This is a genomic window from Pseudomonas sp. UBA6310 (assembly GCF_002438225.1).
GTDB classification, from domain to species: domain Bacteria; phylum Pseudomonadota; class Gammaproteobacteria; order Pseudomonadales; family Pseudomonadaceae; genus Pseudomonas_O; species Pseudomonas_O kuykendallii.
Window position 1 is genome coordinate 1 of sequence record NZ_DJTK01000046.1, and the last position, 11,076, is coordinate 11,076.

Genomic DNA, 11,076 nt, shown 5'->3' on the forward strand with positions numbered 1-11,076 from the left:
TGTCCGCGCACCTGATCAGCAAATTGCTGGAGCGTAACGGCAAGGTCGATCCGGCCGAAGTCGAGGACGTGATCTGGGGCTGCGTCAACCAGACCCTGGAACAGGGCTGGAACATCGCGCGCATGGCCTCGCTGATGACCCAGATCTCGCACACCAGCGCCGGGCAAACCGTCAGCCGTCTGTGCGGTTCGTCGATGAGCGCGCTGCACACCGCCGTCCAGGCGATCCAGACCGGCAACGGCGACGTCTTCGTCGTCGGCGGCGTGGAGCACATGGGCCACGTCGGCATGATGCACGGCGTAGACCCGAACCCGCACCTGTCCCTGTATGCCGCCAAGGCCTCGGGGATGATGGGCCTGACCGCCGAAATGCTCGGCAAGATGCACGGCATCAGCCGCGAAGCCCAGGACCAGTTCGGTGTGCGTTCGCACCAGCTGGCCCACAAGGCCACCGTCGAAGGCAAGTTCAAGGATGAGATCATCCCGATGCAGGGCTACGACGAGAACGGCTTCCTGAAAGTCTTCGACTACGACGAAACCATTCGTCCGGAGACCACCCTGGAAAGCCTGGCGGCGTTGAAACCGGCGTTCAACCCGAAAGGCGGTACCGTGACCGCGGGGACGTCCTCGCAGATCACCGACGGCGCATCCTGCATGATCGTCATGTCGGCCCAGCGCGCCCAGGACCTCGGCATCCAGCCGCTGGCCGTGGTGCGTGCGATGGCGGTGGCTGGCGTGGACCCGGCGATCATGGGCTACGGCCCGGTTCCGGCGACCAAGAAGGCGCTGGCGCGTGCTGGCCTGAGCATGGACGACATCGATTTCGTCGAACTCAACGAGGCCTTCGCGGCACAGGCACTGCCGGTGCTCAAGGACCTGAAACTCCTCGACAAGATGGAGCAGAAGGTCAACCTGCATGGCGGCGCCATCGCCCTGGGTCACCCGTTCGGCTGTTCCGGTGCGCGGATTTCCGGCACCCTGTTGAACGTAATGAAACAGAACGGCGGTACCTTCGGTGTGTCTACCATGTGCATCGGCCTTGGTCAGGGCATCACCACCGTGTTCGAACGCGTCTAACTCGCTCGGCACGTGAAGCCGGGGCCAGGTGCCCCGGCTTTTTATTTTCTCGGCTGCGGTTTTTCCGCGCTGATCGAGCAGCGAGGCGACATGACTCTACAACCCGGCCTTTACCGTCATTACAAGGGGCCCGAGTACCGCGTGATCGGTGTCGCTCGGCATTCCGAGACGGAAGAGGAGATGGTCGTGTACCAGGCGCTGTACGGCGAGTTCGGCTTCTGGGTGCGTCCCCTGAGCCTGTTTTGCGAGACGGTCGACGTGGACGGCGAACAGGTTCCGCGCTTTGCTCTGATTCGCGCCGAAGCAGCCTCTTTCGAGCTTTAGCAAGCGAAGCGCCGAGCAAGACCGGCGCTTGACCTTGGCTCTCTCGCCACTATATATAGCGGTGCCGCAACGGCGGCCCCCTCGTTTTTTTACTCATCCAATTCAGGAATTTTCCGATCCATGGGCAAATCGCTGGTCATCGTGGAATCCCCGGCCAAGGCCAAGACCATCAACAAGTACCTGGGCAACCAGTACGTGGTGAAGTCGAGCATCGGCCACATCCGTGACCTGCCCACCAGTGGTTCGGGGAATGCCGTCAAGGAGCCGGCCAAGCGCGGCAAGGCCGCTGCGGCCGAAGCGCCCGCGCTGTCGCCCAAGGAAAAAGCCAAGCGCCAGTTGTTCACCCGCATGGGCGTCGACCCGGAGCACGGCTGGAAAGCCAAGTACGAAATCCTTCCCGGCAAGGAGAAGGTGATCGAAGAACTGCGCCGTCTCGCCAAGGATGCCGACACCATCTATCTCGCAACCGACTTGGACCGCGAGGGGGAAGCCATCGCCTGGCACCTGCGCGAAGCCATCGGCGGCGACGACAGCCGCTACAAGCGCGTGGTGTTCAACGAAATCACCAAGAAGGCGATCCAGGAAGCCTTCTCCAAGCCCGGCGAACTGGACATCGACCGCGTCAATGCCCAGCAGGCGCGGCGCTTCCTCGACCGCGTGGTGGGCTACATGGTCTCGCCGCTGCTCTGGGCGAAGATCGCCCGTGGCCTGTCCGCCGGGCGCGTTCAGTCGGTGGCGGTGAAGCTGGTGGTGGAGCGCGAGCGTGAAATCCGCGCCTTCGTTCCCGAGGAGTACTGGGAAATCCACGCCGACCTCGGTACCGCCAAGGATGCCAAGGTCCGCTTCGAGGTCGCTCGCGAGAAAGGCGAAGCCTTCAAGCCGGTCAACGAGGCGCAGGCGATGGCCGCTGTGGCCAAGCTCAAGTCCTCCAGCTATAGCGTGATCAAGCGCGAGGACAAGCCGACCAGCAGCAAGCCGACGGCCCCGTTCATCACCTCGACCCTGCAGCAGGCGGCCAGCAACCGCCTCGGCTTTGGCGTGAAGAAAACCATGATGATGGCCCAGCGTCTCTACGAGGCGGGCTACATCACCTATATGCGTACCGACTCCACCAACCTGTCGAACGACGCCATCGAGATGGTGCGCGGTTTCATCGACGGCGAGTTCGGCGCCAAGTATCTGCCTGCCAAGCCGAATTCCTATTCGAGCAAGGAGGGCGCCCAGGAGGCGCACGAAGCGATTCGTCCTTCCGACGTGAACATGCGCCCGACCCAGCTCTCCGGCATGGAGCGCGACGCCGAGCGCCTGTACGACCTCATCTGGCGCCAGTTCGTGGCCTGCCAGATGCCGCCCGCGGAATACCTGTCGACCACCGTCAGCGTCAAGGCCGGTGACTTCGAGCTGCGAGCCAAGGGGCGTATCCTCAAGTTCGACGGTTACACCCGCGTCCAACCGCAGCAGAGCAAGCCCGGCGAAGACGCCGTGTTGCCGGACATGAAGGAAGGCGAGGCGCTGAAACTGGTCAAGCTCGACCCCAGCCAGCACTTCACCAAGCCGCCGGCGCGCTTCTCCGAAGCCAGCCTGGTCAAGGAGCTGGAAAAACGCGGGATCGGCCGTCCATCCACCTATGCCGCGATCATCTCGACCATCCAGGACCGCGGTTACGTCACCGTGCACAACCGCCGTTTCTATTCCGAGAAGATGGGTGACATCGTCACCGACCGGCTGTCCGAGAGTTTCTCCAACCTGATGGACTACGGCTTCACCGCCGGCATGGAAGAAAACCTCGATGACGTGGCCCAAGGCGAACGCGACTGGAAGAACGTGCTCGACGAGTTCTACGGCGACTTCAAGCACAAGCTCGAAGCGGCCGAGACCGGTGGCAAGAGTGAGGCCGGCGGCATGCGTGCCAACCAGCCGACGCCGACCGACATTCCCTGCCAGCTGTGTGGCCGTCCGATGATGATTCGCACCGCGTCCACCGGGGTGTTCCTCGGCTGCTCCGGTTACAGCCTGCCGCCGAAGGAACGCTGTAAGGCGACCCTGAACCTGATCCCCGGCGATGAGATCGCCGAGGATGACGAGGGCGAATCCGAATCCCGCGTTTTGCGCGGCAAGCACCGCTGCCCGATCTGCAGCACGGCGATGGACGCCTACCTGCTGGACGAGCACCGCAAGCTGCACATCTGCGGCAACAACCCCGATTGCGCCGGCTACGAGATCGAGCAGGGCACCTACCGGATCAAGGGCTACGAAGGCCCGAGCCTGGAGTGCGACAAGTGCGGCAGCGAGATGCAGCTGAAGACTGGCCGTTTCGGCAAGTTCTTCGGTTGCACCAATCCGACCTGCAAGAACACCCGCAAGCTGCTCAAGAGCGGCGAGGCCGCGCCGCCCAAGATCGACCCGATCAAGATGCCGGAACTCAAGTGCGAGAAGGTGAACGACACCTACGTGCTGCGTGATGGCGCTTCGGGCCTGTTCCTTGCCGCCAGCCAGTTCCCGAAGAACCGCGAAACCCGCGCGCCTTTGGTGCTGGAGCTGATCCCGCACAAGGATGAACTGGACGAGAAGTATCACTTCATTCTCGATGCGCCGACGAAGGACCCCGAAGGCCGTCCGGCGGTGATCCGTTTCAGCCGCAAGACCAAGGAGCAGTACGTGCAGTCGGAAGTCGACGGCAAGCCGACCGGCTGGCGCGCGTTCTACGACGGCGGCAAGTGGAAGGTCGAAGACAAACGCTGATGCCCTTGCCGTCGGGCGCGCGGGCGATTGCCCAAGCGCCTGCGCAGCGCTAGCGTGGTCCCCATCCGCCGGCTTGTTCGCCGGCGCCAGCGTGGAGCAGCAGCATGGCCCATGAGCTCTATACCCGCACCAACCAGAAAATCTACTTCGCCGGGCTGGCGCTGGACGGATGGCGCAAAGCCGAAGAAGGCCGCGTAATGAACGCGCTCGCGCTGATCCAGGCCGAGCGTGAAGCGGCGCTGTTCCATCTGTATGGCGCCTTGCTCGGCCTGTGCCACGAGATTGCCGGGTTCTATCGCCTGCCGAACGCCCAGGCCCCGCGTGCGGAGACGCTGCTCGATCGCGCGGTTCTCGAAGCCGCGCCGAGCCCGGAAATGGCCGAGCTGGTGGAAATGGCGCAGCACCCGGAGACCTGGCTTGGCCAACTGTTGGCGGCCTACGCGCAACTGTTCCGGCCACCGGAGGCGCCTCGCAAAGCCAAGGTCGATCCGTCGACTCCCCTGATCCAGGCGGTCACACTGGATGAGGAACCGGAGCCGGCGCTGTCTCGCGAGGAACTGGAAGCCTGGCGCCAGCAACTCAAGCAACTCGCCCTGCGTTTTCGCGCGAGCCTGACCGAAAGCTGAGTTAAGGCGGTAGGGTGCGCCATGCGCACCGCCGAATCGGCAGGTCTGGGAATGACTGGAATGCCGCCATGGCGGCGCTCAGCTTCCTTGGGAGGCGATGCTACGGTGATCGGCTTTGGCTCATGCAATTTGGGCGAAGCTCTGGTGGGCTGAAGCCCACCCTACGGCATCGGTGTAACCCATATACGCTTAGCTTCCGTAGGGTGGGTCACGCTTCACCGACCCACCAAACGCAGCCCTGGTTGGACGAAAAGTCTGATCACGGCTGAGAACCAGGGCCACTGGCGCGGCATCACGATCATCGCCATACCACTAGGGACCCATGGCTTCCACTGCTACAATGACGCGCCTTCCATCGAGACCCCTTTCATGCCTACCTCCTTCCTGGAAATCGTCGAACTGCCCGATGGGCGCATTGCGCTGCGCCGCGCCGAGGATGAGGAGGCGCTGGTGGTTCTGGATTTCTCCGAGGATGCCAAGGCGTTCCTGCAGGGCCACCACGTGGAAGTGGCCAAGGCGATGCTGAATGTTGGCGTGCAAATGGCCGGGAAGATGGCGGAAGGGGATTTCGAGCGAGACCAGGAGCCCCGCGTTCTTCATTGAGAAGGGCGAAAGCTTTGCGGTTTTGGTAGAAGAAGCTGCCTAGGCGAGCGCCGGCAGTTAAGCGAATACGTCGATCACGACACGTCCCTGTGTCGGCGAACTCTCAACCCAGACGAATATTGAGGCTCTGCGCGCCACCTTGGCGAGCCGCAGCAGCAAGGCGCGTGCGCGCCGAACGGTCCAGCTGAAGCCAGCTGACCACGGTATGACTGCGCCCCAGACGCAGAGCCTCGCAGGTCAACTCCAGCGCGCTCTGCTCGCCGCGTGGCTGGAGCAGCAGAATCCGTTCGCGGTTGAGCCCCGCATCGCGCAGCCAGGCTTGCGTGAGGCTGCCAGGCGGTGCGATCAGCGTGAGCCAGCGTGCGTCGGTCTCCTCGCTGAGTTCGCGCAGCATCGGTGCCAGCAGGTTGAGGCAGTGATTGGCAGCTCCGCGCAGCGATATCTCGCTGAAGGCTTCCGCTTCGTCCAACCAGGGGGAATTTAGCGCCTGGGTCATCAGGGGGATGGCCGGCTGGGCGAGGAACGCCTCGAACAGCGGCAGTTGCGGGAGGTCAAGCGTCTGCGGGAACTGCATGGAACGTCTCCTTTAGCGGCGAATGACGCCGACACTCAAGCCTTCGATCACCAGGCTCTGTTGTTCGAGATCCACTTCGATGGGCGCGAAGTCGGGGTTTTCCGCGATCAACCAGACCTTGTTGCCCTGGCGCTTGAAGCGTTTGACGGTGACCTCGTCATCCAGCCGCGCAACAACCACCTGGCCGTTGCGCGCTTCGCGAACCGTGTGCACGGCCAGCAGGTCGCCGTCGAGGATGCCGATGTCCTTCATGCTCATTCCGTGCACGCGCAGCAGGTAGTCGGCGCGCGGGTGGAAGAAGGCCGGGTTGATCTTGCAGGACTCCTCGACGTTCTGTTCGGCGAGGATCGGAGCCCCGGCGGCAACGCGACCGATGATCGGCAGCGAGTCTTCGTCCGCCACGGCTTCGCTGCCGGGAATGCGGATGCCGCGCGAGGCACCCGGGGTCATTTCGATCGCGCCCTTCCGGGCCAGCGCCTTGAGATGTTCCTCGGCGGCGTTTGGCGACTTGAAGCCCAGGGCCTGGGCGATTTCCGCGCGAGTCGGCGGGTAGCCGTTGTCTTCCAGGCACTGCTTGATGAAAGCGAGGATCTCGGCTTGGCGTGGCGTCAGTTTCAGCATGGTCAGCGCTCTGGGTTTTTGTACAGTGACTGGAATTATATACAGTGAATTCCCTGTGGCAATCTTTCATTTGCATCCCTGTCGAGCCCGCCTGGCGATGCCTGGATATTGCAAAAGCGCGACGGGCACGGCCAAATGTGACCGGCGCGTCAGGCCAGGCGCGATGCGGCTTGACAGTAGACGGGCTGAAAACGTATGTTTCAAACAAGTGTTTGTCAGGCGATTTGAATCATGGCCCAGTCCGAAACCGTTGAACGCATCCTCGATGCCGCGGAACAGCTTTTTGCAGAAAAGGGCTTCGCCGAAACGTCCCTCCGGCTCATCACCAGTAAGGCGGGCGTCAACCTGGCCGCGGTGAACTATCACTTCGGCTCGAAGAAGGCGCTTATCCAGGCGGTTTTCTCGCGTTTCCTCGGTCCCTTCTGCAGCAGCCTCGAGCGCGAGCTGGAGCGACGCCAGGCCAAGCCTGAGGAGAAGGCCAGCCTCGAGGAGCTTCTCGAGCTGCTGGTTGATCAGGCGCTTGCGGTCAAACCCCGCAGCGGCAACGACCTCTCCATATTCATGCGTCTGCTCGGTCTTGCGTTCAGCCAGAGCCAGGGCCACCTGCGCAAGTATCTGGAAGAGGTCTACGGCAAGGTCTTCCGCCGTTACATGCAGTTGGTCAACGAGACCGCGCCGCGGATTCCGCCGCTGGAACTGTTCTGGCGCGTGCACTTCATGCTGGGCGCCGCCGCGTTCAGCATGTCGGGGATCAAGGCGTTGCGGGCGATGGCCGAGGCCGATTTCGCGGTGAATACCTCGATCGAGCAGGTCATGCGCATGATGGTGCCGTTCCTCGCCGCGGGCATGCGCGCGGAAACCGGTATCTCCGACGAAACCCTGGCCGCCGCGCAGATGCGTCCGCGTACCAAGAGCGCCGCGCTGTCTGCCCAGGCCTGACCGCGGTGGGCGGGCGAGGGCCGATCGGCTAAGCTAGCGCGCATGCCAAACCTTGACCTCCTGCATATTTCCATCGACGACCAGACGCTCTTCGGGTTTGCCGAAGGGCGTCTCGTGCTGCGTCTGCCGGTTTCCACCGCCGCCAATGGCGCCGGCGAGCGCAACGGTTCCAATTGCACGCCGCGTGGCCTGCATCAGGTACGCGCCAGGATCGGCGATGGCTTGCCCCTTGGCGCGGTTCTGCGGGGGCGGCGCTGGACCGGCGAGGTCTGGTCGACCGAGCTGCATGAGCAGTTCCCCGGTCGCGACTGGATTCTCACGCGGATTCTCTGGTTGTCCGGCTGCGAGCCGGGCTTCAACCGCCTGGGCCCGGTCGATACCTTCCGCCGCTACATCTATCTGCACGGCACACCGGACAGCGTCGTCCTCGGTGTGCCCGGTTCCCATGGCTGCATAAGGCTGCGCAACAGCGACCTGCTGGCGCTGTATCCGCGCGTGCCGCTGCATTGCCCCGTTCGTATCGAAGAGGCTGCTCGTCCCGAGTGGATGTCGGCCGAGCTCGATTAAGGATTTTCCCGTGACCATTCCCCTGCAAGGTTCGCTGATGCTCGACGTCGGCGGCTACTGGCTGACTGCCGAGGACCGCCAGTTGCTGCGTCAGCCGCAAGTCGGCGGCCTGATCATCTTCGCCCGCAACATCGAGCACCCGCGTCAGGTGCTCGAGCTGAGTCGCTCGATTCGCGCCCTCCGCCCTGATCTGATCCTTGCCGTCGACCAGGAGGGCGGCCGCGTCCAGCGCCTGCGCCAGGGCTTCGTACGGCTGCCGGCGATGCGTGCGTTGGCTGCGCAGGCGAATGCCGAAACGCTGGCCGAGCACTGTGGCTGGTTGATGGCGACCGAAGTGCTGGCGGTGGGGCTGGATATCAGTTTCGCCCCGGTGCTGGATCTGGATCACCAGCGCAGCCAGGTGATCGGTGCGCGCGCGTTCGAGAGCGATCCGCAGCGCGCCGCGGACCTCGCCGGCGCTTTCATTCGCGGCCTGCGGGCGGCCGGGATGGCTGCCACCGGCAAGCATTTCCCCGGGCACGGCTGGGCGGAAGCGGATTCCCATGTGGCGATCCCGATCGACGAGCGCAGCCTCGAAGAGATTCGCGCCTGCGACCTGCAGCCCTTCGCACGACTGGCCGGCGAGCTGGACGGGATGATGCCGGCGCACGTCATCTACCCCCAGGTCGACGCGCAGCCGGCCGGATTCTCCCGGCGCTGGCTGCAGGACATCCTGCGCGGCGAACTGGGCTTCTCCGGTGTGATCTTCAGCGACGACCTGTCGATGGCGGGCGCGCATGTGGTCGGCGATGCCGGGGAACGCATCGAGGCGGCATTGAACGCCGGTTGCGACATGGGGCTCGTATGCAATGACCGCGCGGCTGCCGAGCTGGCGTTGAGCCGTCTGCAACGTCTGCGCGTCGGCCGGCCGGGCAACCTTTCGCGCATGCGTGCGCGCAGCTGGCCCGATACCAGCTATCGCCAGCACCCGCGCTGGTTGCAGGCCACCGCCGCGTTGCGCAGCGCCCAATTGATCGACTAAGGAGCACGCATGACCGTTTACGCCATCATCGGTGGAACTGGCCTGACCCAGCTCGAAGGCCTCGACCTGAGCGTGGCGCTGGATGAACAGACGCCCTACGGCGCGGCCTCGGCGCCGGTCCTGCGCGGCGAGTATGGCGGCCGGGAGGTGCTGTTCCTCGCCCGCCACGGGCATCCGCATCGGCTGCCGCCGCACAAGGTGAACTACCGCGCCAACCTGTGGGCGCTCAAGCAGGCCGGCGCCGAGGCGATCATCGCGGTTAACGCCGTGGGAGGCATCAACCCCGGCATGGGCACCGGGCACCTGTGCGTGCCGCATCAGCTGATCGACTACACCTGGGGCCGCGAGCGCACCTTCTTCGATGGCGAACCGCAACCGGTGACCCATATCGATTTCAGCAATCCCTACGATGAGCTGCTGCGCATGCGGCTGCTGGAGGCGCTGCAGGCCAGCGGATACGCGTACAGCAACCTTGGCGTTTACGGCTGCACCCAGGGGCCACGCCTGGAAACCGCGGGCGAAATACTGCGCATGGAGCGCGACGGTTGCGACCTGGTCGGCATGACCGGAATGCCCGAAGCCGCCCTCGCGCGCGAACTCGCGCTGCCCTACGCCTGCCTGGCCCTGGTGGTGAATCCGGCGGCGGGAAAGAGTGTCGAGATCATCACCATGGCCGACATCGAGGCGGCGCTGGCCAAGAGCATCGACCGCGTGCGCGAGGTGATCGGCCGGGTACTGGCGAGCGATGCCTGAGCCGGCGCCGCAATGAAAAAGGCCGATGCAGTGCATCGGCCTTTTTCATTGCGCCATTCGGCAGGGCGATCAGAGCGGGCTGACGCGCACCAGCAGGCCGAGGCTGGAGTGATCCAGGTAGGTCAGTTCGCCGATCTTCAGCCGGCTGGTCTGCTTGAGGTGCTCGCTGGCGGCGATCAGGTTCTGCCCATCGAACTGATTGACCCAGAAATCCGCCTCGACATCGACGAAGCGCACCTGCGACAGGCTCAGGGTGCCCTCGACCGGAAAATGCCCGAGCTGTTCGCTGCCGGCACTCACGGCCACCTTGCTCGGGGTCGCGCCGATGTTCTGCTGCCAGGCCTTGTGCATCAGCACTTGGTAGCCCTTGCCGGCGGTCAGCTTGGCTGCCTGGCTATCCAGCGCACGGGCGGCCTCGCTGCTCAGCGGTGTGGCGCCGGCCGCCCAGTCGTCCGGGGCCGGTTGGCTGGCATCCACCGCCGGCGCCTGGCGAAACAGGATCACCTCGACCTGATAGGTGCCGTCGGCGAAGGCCGCCGGGGCGAGGAGGGCGAGCAGCAGCGGGAACAGGCGAAGCAGCGGCATTGCGAAAATCCTTCATGGCGAGAGGCCCGCACGCGGCGGGCCGGGTCTTCAGGCGTTCGGGGCGAGGCGCTCGAACAGCGCCTCCAGGGTGTTGAAGCGCTCTTCCGGTCGCTCCATCGGTACCTGGAACCTGAACAGGGTGGCCCCTTCGAACTTGTAGCGTTTGGGCTGGCTCTGGATCAACTTGATCAACACCAGCGGATCGACCGCGGTATCCGCCGCGAACTCGATGCGCCCGCCTTGCGGGCCGGCGTCGACCTTCTTGATCCCGAGCTTCTCGGCCTGCAGCTTCAGCAGGGTGAGACGCACGAGGTTCTTGGTCGGTTCCGGAAGCAGGCCGAAACGGTCGATCATCTCCACCTGCAACTCCTTCAGGCCATCCTCGTCGGCGGCGTTGGCGATGCGCTTGTAGAGGATCAGCCGCGCATGCACGTCGGGCAGATAATCCTCGGGGATCAGCGCCGGCAGACGCAGGTTGATCTCCGGGCCGCCGCCCAGCGGCTGGTCGAGGTTCGGCTGCTCGCCCTTGCGGATGGCCTTCACCGCGCGCTCGAGCATTTCCATGTAGAGGGTGAAACCGACCGCCTGGATCTGCCCGCTCTGGCCGTCGCCGAGCAGTTCGCCGGCGCCGCGGATTTCCAGGTC

The 11,076-nt window shown here is 64.4% G+C and carries 13 protein-coding genes; 9 read left to right on the forward strand and 4 right to left on the reverse strand.

The window, feature by feature from the left end:
* The 5 genes from fadA to B3E91_RS10725 all read left to right on the forward strand — a co-directional run.
* Positions 1 to 1,076: acetyl-CoA C-acyltransferase FadA (fadA, locus tag B3E91_RS10705; RefSeq protein ID WP_287029405.1), on the forward strand; the 1,076-nt coding region annotated here is incomplete at its 5' end.
* 90 nt (positions 1,077 to 1,166) lie between these two features.
* On the forward strand, positions 1,167 to 1,400 hold the full coding sequence (locus B3E91_RS10710) for a DUF1653 domain-containing protein (RefSeq protein WP_273233012.1): 234 nt from the start codon (positions 1,167 to 1,169) through the stop codon (positions 1,398 to 1,400).
* Positions 1,401 to 1,520: 120 nt separating this feature from the next.
* Positions 1,521 to 4,142: a type I DNA topoisomerase gene (gene topA / locus B3E91_RS10715; protein WP_287029406.1), complete on the forward strand. Its 2,622-nt coding sequence runs from the start codon at positions 1,521 to 1,523 to the stop codon at positions 4,140 to 4,142.
* Between the two features lie 104 nt (positions 4,143 to 4,246).
* Positions 4,247 to 4,768, forward strand: a complete 522-nt coding sequence (locus B3E91_RS10720; protein WP_273233016.1) for a DUF6586 family protein — start codon at positions 4,247 to 4,249, stop codon at positions 4,766 to 4,768.
* Positions 4,769 to 5,137: 369 nt separating this feature from the next.
* Positions 5,138 to 5,371: a hypothetical protein gene (locus B3E91_RS10725; protein ID WP_090231356.1), complete on the forward strand. Its 234-nt coding sequence runs from the start codon at positions 5,138 to 5,140 to the stop codon at positions 5,369 to 5,371.
* Positions 5,372 to 5,474: 103 nt separating this feature from the next.
* Here B3E91_RS10725 and sulA read toward each other — a convergent pair whose 3' ends face one another.
* Together sulA and lexA are read right to left on the reverse strand one after the other, a co-directional pair.
* A complete protein-coding gene (gene sulA, locus B3E91_RS10730; RefSeq protein WP_287029407.1) occupies positions 5,475 to 5,945 on the reverse strand; it encodes an SOS-induced cell division inhibitor SulA in 471 nt (156 codons plus the stop codon).
* Positions 5,946 to 5,957: 12 nt separating this feature from the next.
* Positions 5,958 to 6,566, reverse strand: coding sequence for a transcriptional repressor LexA (gene lexA, locus B3E91_RS10735; RefSeq protein ID WP_282342239.1), 609 nt, complete (start codon positions 6,564 to 6,566; stop codon positions 5,958 to 5,960).
* A gap of 231 nt (positions 6,567 to 6,797) precedes the next feature.
* Between lexA and B3E91_RS10740 the strand changes: the two genes are divergently transcribed.
* Genes B3E91_RS10740 through B3E91_RS10755 form a run of 4 tightly spaced genes read left to right on the forward strand, consistent with a single transcriptional unit; the run spans position 6,798 to position 9,846 of the window.
* The gene (locus B3E91_RS10740) at positions 6,798 to 7,505 is read left to right on the forward strand and encodes a TetR/AcrR family transcriptional regulator (RefSeq protein WP_273233019.1); all 708 of its coding nucleotides are present in this window, start codon (positions 6,798 to 6,800) and stop codon (positions 7,503 to 7,505) included.
* A 42-nt stretch (positions 7,506 to 7,547) separates the two neighbouring features.
* Positions 7,548 to 8,072 (forward strand): L,D-transpeptidase, encoded by a 525-nt coding sequence (locus B3E91_RS10745; RefSeq protein WP_090231286.1) that lies wholly within the window; start codon positions 7,548 to 7,550, stop codon positions 8,070 to 8,072.
* 22 nt (positions 8,073 to 8,094) lie between these two features.
* Positions 8,095 to 9,093, forward strand: a complete 999-nt coding sequence (gene nagZ, locus B3E91_RS10750; protein ID WP_287029409.1) for a beta-N-acetylhexosaminidase — start codon at positions 8,095 to 8,097, stop codon at positions 9,091 to 9,093.
* Positions 9,094 to 9,102: 9 nt separating this feature from the next.
* On the forward strand, positions 9,103 to 9,846 hold the full coding sequence (locus B3E91_RS10755; RefSeq protein ID WP_287029408.1) for an S-methyl-5'-thioinosine phosphorylase: 744 nt from the start codon (positions 9,103 to 9,105) through the stop codon (positions 9,844 to 9,846).
* A gap of 69 nt (positions 9,847 to 9,915) precedes the next feature.
* Here the strand turns inward: B3E91_RS10755 and B3E91_RS10760 are convergent, their stop codons facing one another.
* The gene (locus tag B3E91_RS10760; protein WP_273233024.1) at positions 9,916 to 10,431 is read right to left on the reverse strand and encodes a CsiV family protein; all 516 of its coding nucleotides are present in this window, start codon (positions 10,429 to 10,431) and stop codon (positions 9,916 to 9,918) included.
* Positions 10,432 to 10,479: 48 nt separating this feature from the next.
* On the reverse strand, positions 10,480 to 11,076 hold a 597-nt coding region (locus B3E91_RS10765), incomplete at its 5' end, for a TRCF domain-containing protein (RefSeq protein ID WP_349681596.1).

What these genes read in the sequence shown, in the direction of transcription:
- B3E91_RS10710 (WP_273233012.1), top strand. Translation starts at nt 1,167, where the DNA reads ATGACTCTACAACCCGGCCTTTACCGTCATTACAAGGGGCCCGAGTAC.
- topA (WP_287029406.1), top strand. Translation starts at nt 1,521, where the DNA reads ATGGGCAAATCGCTGGTCATCGTGGAATCCCCGGCCAAGGCCAAGACC.
- B3E91_RS10720 (WP_273233016.1), top strand. Translation starts at nt 4,247, where the DNA reads ATGGCCCATGAGCTCTATACCCGCACCAACCAGAAAATCTACTTCGCC.
- B3E91_RS10725 (WP_090231356.1), top strand. Translation starts at nt 5,138, where the DNA reads ATGCCTACCTCCTTCCTGGAAATCGTCGAACTGCCCGATGGGCGCATT.
- sulA (WP_287029407.1), bottom strand. Translation starts at nt 5,945, where the DNA reads ATGCAGTTCCCGCAGACGCTTGACCTCCCGCAACTGCCGCTGTTCGAG.
- lexA (WP_282342239.1), bottom strand. Translation starts at nt 6,566, where the DNA reads ATGCTGAAACTGACGCCACGCCAAGCCGAGATCCTCGCTTTCATCAAG.
- B3E91_RS10740 (WP_273233019.1), top strand. Translation starts at nt 6,798, where the DNA reads ATGGCCCAGTCCGAAACCGTTGAACGCATCCTCGATGCCGCGGAACAG.
- B3E91_RS10745 (WP_090231286.1), top strand. Translation starts at nt 7,548, where the DNA reads ATGCCAAACCTTGACCTCCTGCATATTTCCATCGACGACCAGACGCTC.
- B3E91_RS10755 (WP_287029408.1), top strand. Translation starts at nt 9,103, where the DNA reads ATGACCGTTTACGCCATCATCGGTGGAACTGGCCTGACCCAGCTCGAA.
- B3E91_RS10760 (WP_273233024.1), bottom strand. Translation starts at nt 10,431, where the DNA reads ATGCCGCTGCTTCGCCTGTTCCCGCTGCTGCTCGCCCTCCTCGCCCCG.